Genomic DNA, 15,374 nt, shown 5'->3' with positions numbered 1-15,374 from the left:
CCGGGCCGCGGGTGCGCCCGGAAACACAGGCGCCGGATCGGTGGAGCGACCCGACCGGACAAGGAATCCCAAAGGGGGGAGTGGGGATGGCGGAAGTGACCAAGGCCCGGACGGGCCTCCTGATGCGCAGGCTGTTCGGCATCCTGCAGGCCCATCCCGACGGAATGAAGGCGGCCGATGCCCTGGCCACCCTGGCCGCCCAGGTCGAGATGACGCCCTATGAAGCCGGCGACTACCCCACCGGCGGCCGTCGTTTCGAGAAGATCGTCCGTTTCGCCACCGTCGATACGGTCAAGGCCGGCTGGCTGGTCAAGGACAAGGGCATCTGGAGCGTGACCGGCGAGGGCGCGCTGGCCTTCCGGCAGTATCCGGACGGCGAGCAGTTCTACCGCGAGGCGGTGCGGCTGTACCACAAGTGGAAGAAGGCGCAGCCGGTGGCGGAGGCCGACGAAGGTGACGACGAGGCGGTGGAGAAGTCCGCCAGCATCACCCTGGAGCAGGCCGAGGAAATGGCCTGGTCCGAGATCGAGAACTACCTGGCCGACATGCCGCCCTACGAGTTCCAGGAACTGGTGGGCGCGCTGCTCGTTGCCATGGGCTACCACGTGGCGTGGATCGCCCCGCCCGGCAAGGACGGCGGCGTGGACGTGATCGCCTACAACGACCCGCTGGGCACCCGCCCGCCGCGGATCAAGGTGCAGGTCAAGCGCAACGCCAACTCGCCGAAGATCGACGTGATGGGCCTGCGCAGCTTCATGGCGGTGCTGGGCGAGGGCGACGTCGGCCTGTTCGTGGCCCTGTCCGGCTTCACCAGGGACGCCGACCTGGAAGCGCGGCAGAGCCACCGCCGCATCACCCTGATCGACATCACCCGGCTGGTCGAACTGTGGACCCGCCACTACGGCCAGCTTGACGACAGCGCCCGCCGCCGCCTGCCGCTCAAGCCGGTGTGGTTCCTGGCCGGGGACGAGTAGCCGCATGCTGGAACTCAACGATCTTCTCGCCAAGGCCGGCATCGACCCGAAGCAGGTGATGGTCATGCGCCATCGCCCGACCGAGAAGGAGCTGCGCGCGGTGCTGCCATGGCTGGCGGCCGAGCGGCACGAGGTCTACAACGCCTACCAGTCGCAGCACGGGCCGAAGGTGGAAGCGGCGCTGGCGAAGGCACGGTACCTGGCATCGTTCATCGGGCATGCGCCGGGCCGGGCGGTGTTCGTGGGGTTGTACGAGGTGGCCGGCCATCGCAGGGTCGCCGCCGATGCGTTCTGGACGCTACCGGGCAACGCCGAATTGCGCGAGCTGGGAACGCGCGGGCCGCAGGAGCGCGATCCGCTGTGGTTCGAACTGCTGCCCACGGAGCAAGGCGCGGCGTTGAAAGGCCGGCTGGTGATCGAATGGAGCGGGATCGAGCGATCGTGGTGGCGCTGGGCGGCACGCAACGTGCTGCCGGTGCAGGCGATCCACGAGGAAAGCCTGCTGGTGAAGGCGATGCCGGACTGGCAGACGCTGGCGCTGGGATGGCGCGAACTGCAGCTGCTGCCGGCCAGCTGGCGCCAGGCGCTGGCGCAGTGGCGCGGCATCTACTTCATTTTCGACCGGGCCGCGCGGTTGGGGTATGTCGGTTCCGCCAGCGGTGGCGAGAACCTGCTGGGACGTTGGCTGGACTATGCCGCCAGCGGCGACGGCGGCAACCGGCTGTTGCGCGGGCGCAACCCGGAGGACTTCGTCTTCAGCATCCTGCAGCGGGTTTCGCCCGATCTGCCGGCCGAGGACATCGTGCCGATCGAGAACGCCTGGAAGGAGCGCCTGCACACGCGGGCGCCCTACGGGCTCAACGACAACTGATGCGGCTTCAGCGGGCTTGCCGCCAGCGCAGCCCGAAGTAGATCGGCAACCCGGCCAGGATCAATACGCCGCCCCACAGCAGCGCTTCGCCACCCACGCCGGCCACGGCATACAGGCTGTAGGCCAGCGCGCCGGCGGCGAGGATGCGGGTGGGCGCGCCGCTGCCGCGCCACAGCCAGGCGGCGGCGCCGGCCACGTACGGCAGCAGGGTGGCGGTGGTGGAGAGCAGCACCGAGAAGGTGAACAGCTGCACCAGCGAGCGGTTGTAGTTGGCCATCACCAGCACGGTGGCGAGCACGCTGCTGGCGACCACGCCGAACGCCGGGGCGCCGCGGGCGTTGAGGCGGGCGAAGGCGCGCGGCAGCACGCCGTCGCGGGCGGCGGCCAGCGGCAGCTGGGCCGAGAGCAGGATCCAGCCGTTGAGCGCGCCCAGGCAGGAAATCGCCATCACCACCGCGAGGATGGTGCCGGCGGTCGGTCCCCACAGCGCGGCGGCGGCGTCGGCCATCGGCGCCGACGAGTTCTTCAGCACGTCCAGCGGCAGCAGGCCGATCACGGTGGTGCAGGCCAGGATGGTGGCGATGCCGGCGATGGCGGTGCCGGCCACGGTGGCGCGGGCGACGGTACGCGGCGCGTCGTCCACCGCTTCGGCCGGCACGGTGGCCGCTTCCAGGCCGATCATCGCCCACAGCGTCAGCGCGACGGTGGCGCTGGCCACCGCCGGCAGGCTTTCGCCGCTGGGATTGAACGGCACGTAGTGGCTGCTGTCGACGAACCACAGCGCGATGCCGCCGAACAGCAGCAGTGGCACCACCTTCAGCACCGTGGTGAGCAGTTGCATGCGTCCGGCCTGGCGGGTGCCGGCGATGTTGATGGCGCTGCACAGCCACAGCGCGGCCAGCGCGCAGGCGGCCGCGCGCACCGGGGTGGCGGTGAGGACGGGGAAGATGGCGCCGATGCTGCCAGCGAAGGCCACGGCGATGGCGGCGATGGCGCACCAGATCGAGATCCAGTAGCTCCAGGCGATCACGAACCCGGGCAGTTCGCCGAAGGCATTGCGGGCGAACACGTAGGGACCGCCGGTCTGCGGCCAGCGCCGCGCCAGCTGGGCGAAGGTGACCGCCAGCAACAGCGCGCCGCACAGGGTGATGCCCCAGCCGAGGGTGGAGGCGGCGCCGTAGGGCGCCAGCGCGGCGGGCAGGAGGAAGGTGCCGGAGCCGATCATGCTGCCCACGACCAGGGCGGTGGCGGACCAGAAGCCCAGCGGGCGGCGGGAGTTGTTCATGCGCAGGTACGGGCGTGAGGCGGACCGGACCGCGCCCGGGGCGCGATTCGGAGGGGGCAGGGAAGGGATGCGCGATCCGGAACGGGCCGGCGCGGCGCGCAATTATGACCGCTTGCGTGCGCCACGACGATGCCGGCGTTTGCGATCGTCCGGCGGCATGACCGGGGGGTTGCGGCGCCTGGCCCGGGGCGCCGTGCAGATGGTCGGAGGCAGTGTCGGCATACCGGCGCGGCGCGTGACCTTCGGCCCTTGTCCGCGCGGATGCGGGCCGGCGACGCTGGCCGCCTCCTCCCGCCTGGAACAATCCATGAGCCTACGTCCGCTCGCGCTTGCCGTTTCGCTGTCCCTGGCCGCGGCCCTGACCGCGTGTTCGCCGTCCCCGCAGGAGGGCGCGCCCACCGCCTCGCAGCAGGCGGACAAGGCGCCGCAGTTGACGGCGCTGTACGCGGAGTTCTGGGAGGAGACGCTCAAGCTCAACCCGGTGCAGGCCACCTTCCAGGGCGACCACCGCTACGACGACCAGCTGCCCGATTTCGGATCGGCCGAATATCGCCAGCAGGTCCACGACTTCAACCAGCGCTGGCTGGAGAAGGTGGAAGGCATCGGCGAGGCCGGGCTGCAGGGGCAGGACCTGCTCAGCTACCGCATCTTCGTGCGCGAGCGCCGCAGCGCGCTGGAGTCGGAGAAGTTCCCGGGCTGGATGATGCCGGTCAACCAGATGGGCAGCATCGCCAGCTATGCGGTGATGCTGGGTTCGGGGCAGGTGGCGCAGCCGTTCAAGACGGTGAAGGACTACGACAACTGGCTGGCGCGCGCCGGCCGGCTGCCGGTGTTGCTGGACACCGAGATCGGCAACATGCGCGAAGGCATGAAGGCCGGCGTGGTGCAGCCGCGGGTGGTGATGGAGAAGGTGCTGCCGCAGCTGGACGCGGTCATCGTCGCCAAGCCGGAGGACAGCCAGTTCTGGGGGCCGATCAAGGCGATGCCGGAGGATTTCCCGGCCGCGGAACGGGAACGGCTGACCGCCGCCTACCGCACGCTGATCGCCGATGAGCTGATGCCGGCACTGCAGCGCCAGCGCGACTTCATCGCCAGCGAGTACCTGCCGGCCACCCGCGAGACGGTGGGGCTGGACGCGCTGCCCGACGGCAAGGCCTGGTACGCCTTCGCCGCCAAGCAGAGCACCACCACCGAGCAGACCCCGGAACAGATCCACCAGATCGGCCTGGACGAGGTGGCGCGCATCCACGGCGAAATGCACAAGGTGATGGAGCAGGTCGGCTTCAAGGGTTCGCTGCAGGACTTCTTCAAGTTCATGCAGACCGACAAGCGGTTCGAGTTCACGTCCGAAGACGCGCTGCTGGCCCACTACCGGGCGCTGGAAGCGAAGATCGAGGCCAGGGTGCCGGAGCTGTTCTCGCTCACGCCCAGGGCCGGTTTCGAGATCCGCCCGATCGAAGCGTTCCGCGCCCAGTCTGCGGCCGGCGGCGAGTACATGACGCCCAGCGAGGACGGCAGCCGTCCGGGCATCTTCTACGTCAACACGTTCGACCTGCCCACCCGCAAGACCTGGGACGCGGAGGACCTGTTCCTGCACGAGGCCATCCCCGGCCACCACTTCCAGCTGGCATTGCAGCAGGAACTGGAAGGCGTGCCGGCGTTCCGCCGCTTCGGCGGCGAGACCGCCTTCATCGAAGGCTGGGGCCTGTATTCCGAGGGGCTGGGCAAGGACCTGGGCGTCTACACCGACCCGTACAGCTACTTCGGCCGCCTGCAGGGCGAGCTGTGGCGCGCGGTGCGGCTGGTGGTCGATACCGGCCTGCACAGCAAGGGCTGGACCCGCCAGCAGGTGCTGGACTACATGTTCGCCAACTCCTCGGTCAGCGAGCCGGACGCGGTTGCCGAGGCCGAGCGCTACATCGCCTGGCCGGGCCAGGCGCTGGCCTACAAGACCGGCGAGCTGAAGATCAAGGAACTGCGCGCGCGCGCCGAGCAGCAGCTGGGCGACGGGTTCGACATCCGCGGGTTCCACGCCGAGGTGCTGAAGGACGGCTCGGTGCCGCTGGACGTGCTGGAAGCCAAGATCGACGCTTGGATCGCCGGCAAGCAGGCATGACCGCGTTGTGCTGAGGACGGCAGGCGCGGGCGGGCAACCGTCCGCGCCTGCTCATTTCCCGTCGCTGTCGGTTTCCTTCCGGTCCGCCATCGCATGCGGGATCGCGCCGACCACCAGCAGCGCGGCGAGGGTGGTGGCCAGCGCCACCATTTCCATGCCCATGCCGGCGGCCATGCCGATGGCGGCGGTCATCCAGATGCCGGCGGCGGTGGTGAGGCCCTGCACGCGTTCCTCGCGCCCCAGCTTGAGGATGGCGCCGGCGCCGAGGAAGCCGATGCCCGAAACGATGCCCTGCATGACCCGCGTCACGTCGCCGGGGGCGATGCCCGCCAGCAGCGGGGCCAGCACGAACAGCGCCGAACCCATGGAAACCAGGATGTGGGTCCTCAGGCCCGCGGCGCGGCCCTTGCTCTCGCGCTCCAGTCCCAGCGCCGCGCCCAGCACGATGGCGGTGAGCAGGCGCGAGACGATCACCGTGAGCGTGCCGACATCGGGAAGCGAAAACTCGGCGGCGAGCGCCTGGCCGATCTGGGAAGCGATGCTCATGCGGACGCCTGTCTGTGAAGGGCCGGGAGTGCGGCCATGGCACGGGATGCGGAAACGCTAGCCGGCGCCGGGTGGCGGCCGGGTGATGGCCAGCCGTGCCGTTTCGCTTGCCGGCGAATCTGGCACCGGACGCGAATCGCCCGGATGCCGGCGTCGCTGTAGGAGCGACGTCAGTCGCGACGTTTTCCTACAGGAAATCGCGACTCTTTCCCGATGGCCGTGGCTCTTGTGGCAATGGCAGTCTCGGTGCATGGAAAATCGCGCCAGACCAGTACCTCAGGGGCACGCCGCATTGCGACGCGGGCGCGTTTCCCTGCCCAATCAGGTGTATCTGATCACCTTCACCACGCACCGGCGCAAGCCGGTTTTTGCTGAGTCCTGCAGTGCGATGGCAGCTGCCCGTGCAATGACCGCGGGATGTCTTTGGCAACGTTCGCGGCTGCTGGCCTGGGTATTGATGCCCGATCATTGGCATGGATTGGTCCAGCTCGGCGAGCATGAGGCGCTGTCGGCACTGATTCAACGCCTGAAAGCGAACACCGCAAGAAACCTCCCGGCGCATATCGCCTGGCCGATATGGGCTTCCGGATTCCACGATCACGCCTTGCGCAAGGACGAGGAATTACTGGCTGCGGCTCGCTACCTAGTCATGAATCCGGTTCGTGCCCGATTGGCAAGGACACCGCGGGAGTATTCCTACTGGGATGCGGTGTGGGTGTAGATGACGATCGGTGCGGGCGTTCGCGACTTACGTCGCTCCTACAACGGCACCGGCTTCTGTAGGAGCGACGTAAGTCGCGACAGGACGGCCAGCGGATGCGGGATCGCCGCCGTGTCCACAGCGGATCGCGCTACAGCGCGACCTGCTCGAAATTCTCCGCCCGCGCGTGGCCGTGGGTGGCATCGCCGGTGCGCGGCATCGGGTAATCGGGCAGGCGGTCGAGCAGCACGGTGCGCAGGCCGGCTTCGCGCGCGGCGTCCAGTTCCTCGACCACGTCGGACAGGAACAGGATGTCGTGCGGGGCGATGCCGATGGTCCCGGCGATGCGGGTGTAGCTGGCGGCCTCGCGCTTGCCGCCGACTTCGGTGTCGAAGTTGCCGGAGAACAGGCCGGTCAGGTCGCCGGCGTCGCTGTAGCCGAAGAACAGCTTCTGCGCCGCCACCGAGCCGGAGGAATACACGTACAGCGGGATGCCGGCCGCGTGCCAGCCGCGCAGCACCGCGGCCACTTCCGGGTACAGGTGCGCGGTGTAGTCGCCGTTGCGGTAGCCGGCTTCCCAGATCATGCCCTGCAGCGCCTTGAGCGCGGTGTGCTTGCGGTCCTGGTCGATCCAGCCCTGCAGGGTCTCGACGATCACCTCGTCCTGGCAGGCGCTGGCGGCGATCTCGGTGGCCACCGCGTCGAGCCAGCGCCGCACCTGCGGTTCGTCGCCGTGCTCGCGCACGAAGCCGGGCAGGGCGTTGCGGGCATAAGGGAACAGCACCTCCTTGACGAAGGAGATGCTGCTGGTGGTGCCTTCGACATCGGTCAGGATCGCGAGCGGACGCGCCATGGTTCAGGCCGCCTCGCCGCGGTCGGCGGGCTCGTAGCGCGGGAATTTCTGCGCGATGTCGGTGCCGGTGAAGTGGCCGACCCAGCCGTCCGGCTCGGTGAAGAAGCGGATCGCGGCGAAGCTGGGTTCCGGGCCCATGTCGAACCAGTGGGTGGTGCCGTCGGGCACCGAGATCAGGTCGTCCTTCACGCACTCCACCTCGTACACCTTGTCGTCCACGTGCAGGGTGAACAGGCCCGAGCCGGCGACGAAGAAGCGCACCTCGTCTTCCTTGTGGTAGTGCTCGTCGAGGAACTTCCTGCGGATCTCCTCGCGGTTGGGGTTGTCCGGGGCGATGGAGGCCACGTCGACGCTCTTGAAGCCGTGCTGGGCCACCAGCCGGTCGATGTCCTCGCGGTAGGCCTCGAACACCTCTTCCTGGCTGGCGCCGGGCGCCACCGGGTGCCTGGCCTGCCAGCGCTCGAAGGTGACGCCGATCTTCTGCAGCTCGGCGGCGATGACGTCGCCGTCGCGGCTGTCCAGCAGCGGCGCGTCGGGGGCATTGTCGTTGAAGATGCGCAGTCGGCTCATGGCGGTAGGCTGTGGCGTGGGGGGACCAAAGATTATCAGCTGTCGCCGCGGTTGCCAGAGGCGGCCGTGGAAAGCAGATTTCGCCATGACGATACGCCCGATCGCCATGGTTGCCGGAGCGCCCTTGCCGCAGGCGCGCGCCGCGTTTCGCCTCGCTGGCGCCATCTGAGCGGTGACGCCCGTTTCACGTCGCCGGCACCGCTGCCGCGACCGGTACGGGTGAAGACGGGAATCAGTGGCCCGCGCGCAGCCTGCGCAGTTCCAGTTCGCAGTGCAGCAGGAACTCGAAGGCTTCCAGGTGGCGGCGCGCCTCGGCCATGTCGCGGCCCCACGCATACAGGCCGTGGCCGTCGATCAGGTAGCCCCACATGGACTGCTTGTCCAGCAGCGCGTCGACCTGCGCCGACAGCACGTTCATGTCCTGGGTATTGGCGAATACCGGCACGTCCACCGCGGTTTCGTGGGTGCTGTTGCCGTGCAGGGCCTTGAGCAGCTCGTAGCCTTCCAGGCGGATGTGGCCCTGCGGCGCGTACAGGCGCGAGGCGATGGTCTGCACCGGCGAGTGGGTGTGCAGCACGCAGTTCACGTCCGGGAAGCGACGGTACAGGCGGGTGTGCAGCAGGGTCTCGGCCGACGGCCGCAGCGGCCGACCGACGGCGTTGCCGTCGAAATCCACGACCATGATGTCGTCTTCCACCAACCGGCCCTTGTCGCGGCCGGAGACGGTGATCGCCGCGTGCTGCGCGTCCAGCCGGTGCGAGAAGTTGCTGCTGGTGGCCGGGGTCCAGCCGGCCTGCGCCAGTTCGCGGATGTTGTCGATCAGCAGCTGCGCCAGCGATTGCAGGCGCAGCGCGTCATAGGGCGGGGGGGTGTCGTTCATGCGGCGATTCTAGCGTCTGTCGCCGGCGCCCGCCCGCAGTGCGCGATGGTGGCGGGAGAAGCCGCGGTAGGCGGCCAGCGACAGCAGCGCGATCACCACGCCGCCCACCAGCGTATCGGCCGGGGTGGAGTAGACCAGCAGGCCGCAGGCGATCAGCGCGCCCATCCCGACCACGCGGTCGCGGCCGCTGGCCGGCCGCTGCGGCGTGCCGAGCATCAGGCTCAGGCCGGCGGCGGCGTAGGCCATCACCACCAGCGTCACCACCATGTTGATGATCGTCTCGAACTGGCCGGACACGGTGGGCGAGAGCGTCATGATCGCCAGCGCGGTCATCGACACGGCGACGATGAACAGGCCCCAGCCGGCCGAGCCGTTGCGGCGCAGCTTTCCGAAGATCGAGGGCAGGAAGCCGCGATGGGCCGCGCGCGCGCCGGACTCGCCGGTGACCAGCATCCAGCCGCCCAGCGTGCCGGTCGCCTTGAGCGCGGCGGCGGCGGCGATGATGGGAATGGCCCAGGCGCCGAACATCTGCCCGGCCACCAGCGCGAACGGGGCGCTGGACGCGGCCAGCAGCTCGACCGGCACGATGCCCATCATCAGCACCGAGGAGACCAGGTAGACCAGCCCGGCGATGAGGATGCCGCCGAGGGTGGCGCGCGGCACGTTGCGCTCGGGGTTGCGCACCACGCCGGCGACCATCGCGCCGGTCTCCAGGCCGACGAAGGCCCAGAAGATCGGTGCCAGCGAGCTGAACACGACGCTGGCGTCGGAACGGCCGGAGACGTTCCAGGCCGCGCGGTACAGCTCCGGGTCGAAACTGCCCCAGCCCCAGATCAGGATCACCGCCACCGGCAGCAGCCCCAGCACCACGCACATCGACTGGAAGCGCGCGATCGGCCGCGGCCCGAGCAGGTTCAGCGCGAACATCAGCCAGATCAGCGCGATCTGGCCGAGCACGCGGGTCATCTGCCCGTCGCCCAGCGGCAGCAGGATGACCAGGTAGCCGAACGCCGCCACCGCGATCGCGTTGTTGCCGATCCACGAGGAGATCCAGTACAGGGTGGTGGTCAGGAAGCCCATGTCGCGGCCCAGCGACGGGCGCACGTAGTCGTCGGGCGATTGCAGGTTGGGATAGTCGCGCGCCAGCCGGGCGAAGGTGCTGCCCAGCAGCACCGCCAGCAGCGTGGCCAGCAGCCAGCTCAGCGCGGTGACGCCGCCGGACTTGGCCAGGGTGGCGGGGAGCAGGAAGAAGCCGGAGCCGATCATGTTGTTGGCCACCACGAACGTGGCCAGGACCGGACCGATTTTGCGGGGCGCGTCGGACATCGGGCACCGATGGGATGGGGGGAAAAGGAAGGGGCCGGCGCTGGCGCCGGCCCCTGGTGGTCAGGCCTGGTTGAGGCGGCTGTGGCGCATGCCGTAGAACAGGTAGATCAGCGCGCCCAGCACGGTCCAGCCGACGAACAGGTGCCAGTGCACCGCGAACGCCTGCAGGAACAGGAACAGGCAGGCCAGCGCGCCCAGCGGGCAGATCAGCCACACCGCCGGCACGCGGAACGGGCGCGGCATCTCCGGCCGGGTATAGCGCAGCACCAGCACGCCGATGCAGACCGTGGCGAAGGCCAGCAGCGTGCCCATCGACACCAGTTCGCCGAGCACGTTCAGCGGCACCATGCCGGCCAGCGCCGCGGCGACCACGCCGACGATCACGGTGGCCACGTAGGGCGTGCGGAAGCGGGCGTGGACCTTGCCGAGCACCTTGGGCAGCAGGCCGTCGCGGGAGATGGTGTAGGCGATGCGGGTCTGGCCCATCATCATCACCAGCACCACCGAGGACAGGCCGGCGATGGCGCCGATCTCGACCGCGGTCTTCAGCCACGCCAGGTCCGCGTACGGCTCCAGCGCGGTGGCCACCGGCTTGTCGGTGCCCAGCAGGTTGAACGGCATCATCCCGGTCAGCACCGCGCAGACCACGATGTAGACCAGGGTGCATACCGCCAGCGAGCCGAGCAGGCCGATCGGCATGTTGCGCTGCGGGTCCTTGGTCTCGCCGGCGGCGGTGGAGACCGCGTCGAAGCCGATGTAGGCGAAGAACACGATGGTGGCCGCGCGGAACACGCCGCTCCAGCCGAACTCGCCGGACACGCCGGTGTTCTCGGGGATGAACGGGGTCCAGTTGGCCGGATCGATGTGCATCGCGCCGAAGCCGATGAACAGGCAGATCACGGTCACCTTGATCGCCACGATGATGGCGTTGACGAAGGTGGACTGGGTCACGCCGACGTACAGCAGGCCGGTGATCGCGGCCACGATCAGCACCGCCGGCAGGTTGAACAGCTTGCCGGAGGCGACGAACTCGCTGCCGGTCCAGGCGATGGGGGCGGCGGTCAGCGCGTCCGGGAACGGCACGCTGAGCGTGGTGGTCAGGAAGCTGATCAGGTACGCCGACCAGCCGACCGCGACCGAGGCCGAGGCGAACAGGTATTCCAGCACCAGGCACCAGCCGATGAACCAGGCCATGCCCTCGCCGAGGGTCGCGTAGGAATAGGAATAGGCGCTGCCGGAGACCGGCATCATCGCCGCGAACTCGGCGTAGCACAGGCCGGCGAGCGCGCAGGCCAGGCCGGCGAACACGAACGACAGCATCACCGCCGGGCCGGCATGGTTGGCCGCGGCCTGGCCGGTGAGCACGAAGATGCCGGCGCCGATCACCGCGCCGATGCCCAGCAGGATCAGGTGCCGCGCGGTCAGAGTCCTCTTGAGTGTCGCTTCGCCTTCCAGGCTGCCTTCGATGGGTTCGCCGGCATCGACGTGAGCGGCAGGCTCGATCGGTTTGACCCTCAACAGAGACTTGAGCATTCGGTTGCTTCCCCAGGTGATGGTGGCCGGCGATCCGTCATCGCCGGCCGTTGTGGCGCGCGGCGTTCCGGGTGGAGCCGTGCAAGCGCCTTACCTTGCCAAAGCCGGCGATCCACCACAAGCGCGGTTGCAGCATGAGCGGCGATAATCGCCGCTGGCTACGAAAGGCGGACGAACGCGCATGCAGGATGGGGAATCGACGTTGCGGCAGCAGCTGCAGGACTATCGCCGGCGCTGGCCGCAGGAAGCCGACGTGGCCGACATGTTCGCCGGACTTCTGGACGATCCGCAGGACCCGTTCGTGCGCGAACGCCTTGCCGGACACTTCACCGGCAGCGCGTGGCTGGTCGCCGGCGACGATGCGCGGGTGCTGCTGACGCACCACCGCAAGCTCGGCCGCTGGTTGCAGCCGGGCGGGCACGCCGACGGCGATCGCGACCTGGCGCGGGTGGCGCTGCGCGAGGCGCAGGAGGAATCGGGAATGGCAGGGCTGTGGTTGCCGTCGCCGCGGATCTTCGACCTGGACCGGCACTGGATTCCCGAGCGCAAGGGCGTGCCGGGCCATTGGCACTACGACGTGCGCTACGTGGTGCGCGCCGGCGCCGACGAGGCGTTCGTGGTCAGCGAGGAGTCGCTGGACCTGGCCTGGCGGCCGGTGGCCGGCATCGCCGAGGACGCCGGCGCCGACGAATCGATGCGGCGGATGGCGGGGAAGTGGCTGGCGTTGCGGGGGTGAGCGGATGCGGCCCGGCATGTCCGGGCTTTGCGGGCATGGCAGGGGCGTAGAGCGGTCGCGACTGACGTCGCTCCTACAGTGGATCGGGACCTCTGTAGGAGCGACGTCAGTCGCGACCGCCAGCCCGCGGCGGTCAATACAGGATGCGGGTGCGCAGCGTGCCGGGGATCGCGGCCAGTTCCACCTTGACCGCCGCGGCCTGCTGCTCGGTGGCGGTGATGTCGATCACCACGTAGCCGACCTTCGGGTCGGTGCGCAGGAACTGGCCGTCGATGTTGACGTTGTGGCGCGAGAAGATCTCGTTGACCTGCGACAGCACGCCGGGGACGTTCTGGTGGATGTGCAGCAGGCGCAGGCTGTCGGCATGCTCGGGCAGGGTGACCTCGGGGAAGTTGACCGCCGACAGGGTGCTGCCGTTGTCGCTGTAGCGCACCAGCTTGGCCGCCACCTCCACGCCGATGTTGTCCTGCGCCTCCAGCGTGCTGCCGCCCACGTGCGGGGTCAGGATCACGTTGTCGTGGGCGGTCAGCGGCGACTCGAACAGGTCGCCGTTGCCCTTGGGCTCGACCGGGAACACGTCCACCGCGGCGCCGCCCAGGTGCCCGGAGGCGAGCGCGGCGTCCAGCGCCGGGATGTCGACCACGGTGCCGCGGGCGGCGTTGATCAGGTGCGCGCCCCGCTTCATCTTCGCCAGCTGCGGCGCGCCGATCATCCACTGCGTGGCGGCGGTTTCCGGCACGTGCAGGGTGACGATGTCCGAGCGCGCGAGCAGGTCGTCCAGGTCGGCGGCGGCGCGGGCGTTGCCCAGCGACAGCTTGGTCTCGATGTCGTGGAAGATCACCTGCAGGCCCAGCGCCTCGGCCAGCACCCCGACCTGGGTGCCGATATGGCCGTAACCGACGATGCCCAGGGTCTTGCCGCGCACCTCGTGGCTGCCGGCGGCCGACTTGGACCAGCCGCCGCGATGGCACTCGGCGTTCTTCTGCGGGATGCCGCGGGTGAGCATGATCGCTTCGGCAATCACCAGCTCGGCCACCGAGCGGGTGTTGGAATAGGGCGCGTTGAACACCGGGATGCCGGCCAGTTCGGCCGCTTCCAGGTCGACCTGGTTGGTGCCGATGCAGAAGCAGCCGATCGCGATCAGGCGCTTGGCGTGCGCCAGCACCTCGGGCGTGAGCTGGGTGCGCGAGCGGATGCCGACGATGTGGGCCTCGGCGATGCGCGCGGCCAGTTCGTCTTCCGGCAGCGACTTGGCGTGCAGCTCGATCTGCGAATACCCCGCCGCCCGGAACGTGTCCACGGCGGTCTGGCTGACCCCCTCGAGCAACAAAACGCGGATGTCCTGTTTCGGGAACGAGGTCTTCTTCGGCGACATGGCGGGTGCGACGACCGGCAGGGAAAGGAGCCTTCCACTATGCCAGAACCGCACCGGCTTTTGTGCGGTGCGCAAGATGCAAGACGTTGATGGCAAAAGGTTTCAGCTGAATCGAATGGCGACGGCGGCGACGCGGCACGAAGCTGGACGCGCCGCGGCGGGGCTGGCACGCTTGCCGCCTTTCACGCTGCCGAACCGCCGTTGCCATGACCGACCCGCGCCTGGAATCCCTGCTGCAGTCCTGCCCGGCGCTGCGCCTGAAGACCGAGCCGGCCGATCTTGAGCACTACGGCCGCGACTGGACCCGGCGCTGGACCCCGGCGCCGCTGGCCATCGCCTTGCCGGCCACGGTGGAGGAAGTGCAGGCGGTGGTGCGCTGGGCCAACGAACACCGGGTGGCGGTGGTGCCGTCCGGCGGCCGCACCGGGCTGTCCGGTGGCGCGGTGGCGGCCAACGGCGAGCTGGTGCTGAGCCTGGAGCGCATGAACAAGGCGCTGGATTTCAACGCGGTCGATCGCACCCTGACGGTGCAGGCCGGCATGCCGCTGGAAGCGGTGCACAACGCGGCGCTGGAGCACGGCCTGATCTATCCGGTGGATTTCGCCGCGCGCGGTTCCTGTTCGATCGGCGGCAACATCGCCACCAATGCCGGCGGCATCCGCGTGATCCGCTACGGCAACACCCGCGAGTGGATCGCCGGGCTCAAGGTGGTGGCCGGCAACGGCGAACTGCTGGAACTGAACAAGGGGCTGATCAAGAACTCCAGCGGCTACGACTTCCGCCAGCTGATGATCGGCTCGGAAGGCACGCTCGGCATCGTGGTCGAGGCGACGCTGCGGCTCACCGACCCGCCGCCGGCCAGCAACGTGATGCTGCTGGCGCTGCCCAGCTTCGAGGTGCTGATGCAGGTGTTCGCCGCCTTCCGCGAGCGCCTGCGGCTGGAAGCGTTCGAGTTCTTCACCGATCGCGCGGTGCACCACGTCACCGCCCATGGCGCGCAGTATCCGTTCGCCGAGACCTATCCGTACTACGTCGTGACCGAGTACGCCGCGGCCGACGAAGCGGGCGAGGCCGCGGCGCTGGCCGCGTTCGAGCACTGCATGGAGCAGGGTTGGGTGCTCGACGGCGTCATCAGCGCCAGCGAGGCGCAGGCGCAGCAGCTGTGGCGCCTGCGCGAGGGCATCACCGAGAGCGTGGCGCGCTACAGGCCGTACAAGAACGACGTGTCGGTGCGGATCTCGGCGATGCCGGCGTTCCTGGCCGAGACCCAGGCGCTGATCGGCCAGGCGTACCCGCATTTCGAGGTGGTCTGGTTCGGCCACATCGGCGACGGCAACCTGCACATCAACGTGCTCAAGCCCGACGACACCGACGATGCCGAGTTCCTCGGCCAGTGCGAGCACGTCACCAGGTTGCTGGCGCAGGTACTGCAGCGCTACGACGGCAGCATCTCGGCCGAGCACGGCATCGGCCTGGTCAAGAAGGCGTACCTGTCCAGCACCCGCGGCGAGGCCGAGATCGCGCTGATGCGCGGGGTGAAGCGTGCGTTCGATCCCAATGGGCTGATGAACCCGGGCAAGCTGTTCGACGCGTAGCGCAAGGGCGGGTA

General features: G+C 69.1%; 14 protein-coding genes. 6 read left to right on the top strand and 8 right to left on the bottom strand.

Annotated features, from left to right (window positions below; translation table 11 throughout):
* Positions 1 to 86: 86 nt before the first annotated feature.
* On the top strand, positions 87 to 974 hold the full coding sequence (locus tag OK345_RS09405) for a restriction endonuclease (protein ID WP_306332093.1): 888 nt from the start codon (positions 87 to 89) through the stop codon (positions 972 to 974).
* A 4-nt stretch (positions 975 to 978) separates the two neighbouring features.
* Positions 979 to 1,845 (top strand): GIY-YIG nuclease family protein, encoded by an 867-nt coding sequence (locus tag OK345_RS09400; RefSeq protein ID WP_265127707.1) that lies wholly within the window; start codon positions 979 to 981, stop codon positions 1,843 to 1,845.
* A gap of 7 nt (positions 1,846 to 1,852) precedes the next feature.
* Here OK345_RS09400 and OK345_RS09395 read toward each other — a convergent pair whose 3' ends face one another.
* Positions 1,853 to 3,130 carry an amino acid permease gene (locus OK345_RS09395; protein WP_265127706.1) on the bottom strand — a complete coding sequence of 426 codons (1,278 nt, stop codon included), beginning with the start codon at positions 3,128 to 3,130 and terminating at the stop codon, positions 1,853 to 1,855.
* 307 nt (positions 3,131 to 3,437) lie between these two features.
* Between OK345_RS09395 and OK345_RS09390 the strand changes: the two genes are divergently transcribed.
* Complete coding sequence (locus OK345_RS09390; protein ID WP_265127705.1) at positions 3,438 to 5,246, top strand: DUF885 domain-containing protein; 1,809 nt, start codon at positions 3,438 to 3,440, stop codon at positions 5,244 to 5,246.
* A 51-nt stretch (positions 5,247 to 5,297) separates the two neighbouring features.
* Here the strand turns inward: OK345_RS09390 and OK345_RS09385 are convergent, their stop codons facing one another.
* On the bottom strand, positions 5,298 to 5,792 hold the full coding sequence (locus tag OK345_RS09385) for an MgtC/SapB family protein (RefSeq protein ID WP_265127704.1): 495 nt from the start codon (positions 5,790 to 5,792) through the stop codon (positions 5,298 to 5,300).
* Positions 5,793 to 6,042: 250 nt separating this feature from the next.
* On the opposite strand from OK345_RS09385, the gene OK345_RS09380 reads away from it, so the two are divergent.
* Entirely contained in the window at positions 6,043 to 6,513 is a 471-nt protein-coding gene (locus OK345_RS09380) for an REP-associated tyrosine transposase (RefSeq protein WP_265127703.1), read from the top strand.
* Between the two features lie 130 nt (positions 6,514 to 6,643).
* On the opposite strand, the gene mtnC is transcribed toward OK345_RS09380, so the two are convergent.
* The 5 genes from mtnC to OK345_RS09355 form a co-directional block, all read right to left on the bottom strand.
* Positions 6,644 to 7,345 carry an acireductone synthase gene (gene mtnC / locus OK345_RS09375; protein ID WP_265127702.1) on the bottom strand — a complete coding sequence of 234 codons (702 nt, stop codon included), beginning with the start codon at positions 7,343 to 7,345 and terminating at the stop codon, positions 6,644 to 6,646.
* 3 nt (positions 7,346 to 7,348) lie between these two features.
* Positions 7,349 to 7,915 (bottom strand): 1,2-dihydroxy-3-keto-5-methylthiopentene dioxygenase, encoded by a 567-nt coding sequence (locus OK345_RS09370; protein WP_265127701.1) that lies wholly within the window; start codon positions 7,913 to 7,915, stop codon positions 7,349 to 7,351.
* A gap of 232 nt (positions 7,916 to 8,147) precedes the next feature.
* Positions 8,148 to 8,795 carry a methylthioribulose 1-phosphate dehydratase gene (locus OK345_RS09365; protein WP_265127700.1) on the bottom strand — a complete coding sequence of 216 codons (648 nt, stop codon included), beginning with the start codon at positions 8,793 to 8,795 and terminating at the stop codon, positions 8,148 to 8,150.
* Between the two features lie 9 nt (positions 8,796 to 8,804).
* Positions 8,805 to 10,121, bottom strand: a complete 1,317-nt coding sequence (locus OK345_RS09360; protein WP_265127699.1) for an amino acid permease — start codon at positions 10,119 to 10,121, stop codon at positions 8,805 to 8,807.
* Positions 10,122 to 10,181: 60 nt separating this feature from the next.
* Positions 10,182 to 11,654 carry an amino acid permease gene (locus OK345_RS09355; RefSeq protein WP_265127698.1) on the bottom strand — a complete coding sequence of 491 codons (1,473 nt, stop codon included), beginning with the start codon at positions 11,652 to 11,654 and terminating at the stop codon, positions 10,182 to 10,184.
* A gap of 181 nt (positions 11,655 to 11,835) precedes the next feature.
* Here OK345_RS09355 and OK345_RS09350 point away from each other — a divergent pair, with 181 nt between their 5' ends.
* The gene (locus OK345_RS09350) at positions 11,836 to 12,390 is read left to right on the top strand and encodes an NUDIX hydrolase (RefSeq protein ID WP_265127697.1); all 555 of its coding nucleotides are present in this window, start codon (positions 11,836 to 11,838) and stop codon (positions 12,388 to 12,390) included.
* A gap of 133 nt (positions 12,391 to 12,523) precedes the next feature.
* Here the strand turns inward: OK345_RS09350 and serA are convergent, their stop codons facing one another.
* Complete coding sequence (gene serA / locus OK345_RS09345) at positions 12,524 to 13,765, bottom strand: phosphoglycerate dehydrogenase (protein WP_265127696.1); 1,242 nt, start codon at positions 13,763 to 13,765, stop codon at positions 12,524 to 12,526.
* A 206-nt stretch (positions 13,766 to 13,971) separates the two neighbouring features.
* Between serA and OK345_RS09340 the strand changes: the two genes are divergently transcribed.
* Positions 13,972 to 15,360 carry a D-2-hydroxyglutarate dehydrogenase gene (locus OK345_RS09340; RefSeq protein ID WP_265127695.1) on the top strand — a complete coding sequence of 463 codons (1,389 nt, stop codon included), beginning with the start codon at positions 13,972 to 13,974 and terminating at the stop codon, positions 15,358 to 15,360.
* The last annotated feature ends 14 nt before the right edge of the window (positions 15,361 to 15,374 follow it).

It is taken from the genome of Xanthomonas chitinilytica (assembly GCF_026107455.2).
Taxonomy (GTDB): Bacteria; Pseudomonadota; Gammaproteobacteria; order Xanthomonadales; family Xanthomonadaceae; genus Stenotrophomonas; species Stenotrophomonas chitinilytica.
The sequence above is the reverse complement of the archived record's forward strand: the minus strand, read 5'-3'. Positions and strand labels throughout refer to the sequence as shown.

Excerpts from the sequence above, each read along its gene's own strand:
- OK345_RS09405 (WP_306332093.1), top strand. The coding sequence starts at position 87 with ATGGCGGAAGTGACCAAGGCCCGGACGGGCCTCCTGATGCGCAGGCTG.
- OK345_RS09400 (WP_265127707.1), top strand. The coding sequence starts at position 979 with ATGCTGGAACTCAACGATCTTCTCGCCAAGGCCGGCATCGACCCGAAG.
- OK345_RS09395 (WP_265127706.1), bottom strand. The coding sequence starts at position 3,130 with ATGAACAACTCCCGCCGCCCGCTGGGCTTCTGGTCCGCCACCGCCCTG.
- OK345_RS09390 (WP_265127705.1), top strand. The coding sequence starts at position 3,438 with ATGAGCCTACGTCCGCTCGCGCTTGCCGTTTCGCTGTCCCTGGCCGCG.
- OK345_RS09385 (WP_265127704.1), bottom strand. The coding sequence starts at position 5,792 with ATGAGCATCGCTTCCCAGATCGGCCAGGCGCTCGCCGCCGAGTTTTCG.
- OK345_RS09380 (WP_265127703.1), top strand. The coding sequence starts at position 6,043 with ATGGAAAATCGCGCCAGACCAGTACCTCAGGGGCACGCCGCATTGCGA.
- mtnC (WP_265127702.1), bottom strand. The coding sequence starts at position 7,345 with ATGGCGCGTCCGCTCGCGATCCTGACCGATGTCGAAGGCACCACCAGC.
- OK345_RS09370 (WP_265127701.1), bottom strand. The coding sequence starts at position 7,915 with ATGAGCCGACTGCGCATCTTCAACGACAATGCCCCCGACGCGCCGCTG.
- OK345_RS09365 (WP_265127700.1), bottom strand. The coding sequence starts at position 8,795 with ATGAACGACACCCCCCCGCCCTATGACGCGCTGCGCCTGCAATCGCTG.
- OK345_RS09360 (WP_265127699.1), bottom strand. The coding sequence starts at position 10,121 with ATGTCCGACGCGCCCCGCAAAATCGGTCCGGTCCTGGCCACGTTCGTG.
- OK345_RS09355 (WP_265127698.1), bottom strand. The coding sequence starts at position 11,654 with ATGCTCAAGTCTCTGTTGAGGGTCAAACCGATCGAGCCTGCCGCTCAC.
- OK345_RS09350 (WP_265127697.1), top strand. The coding sequence starts at position 11,836 with ATGCAGGATGGGGAATCGACGTTGCGGCAGCAGCTGCAGGACTATCGC.
- serA (WP_265127696.1), bottom strand. The coding sequence starts at position 13,765 with ATGTCGCCGAAGAAGACCTCGTTCCCGAAACAGGACATCCGCGTTTTG.
- OK345_RS09340 (WP_265127695.1), top strand. The coding sequence starts at position 13,972 with ATGACCGACCCGCGCCTGGAATCCCTGCTGCAGTCCTGCCCGGCGCTG.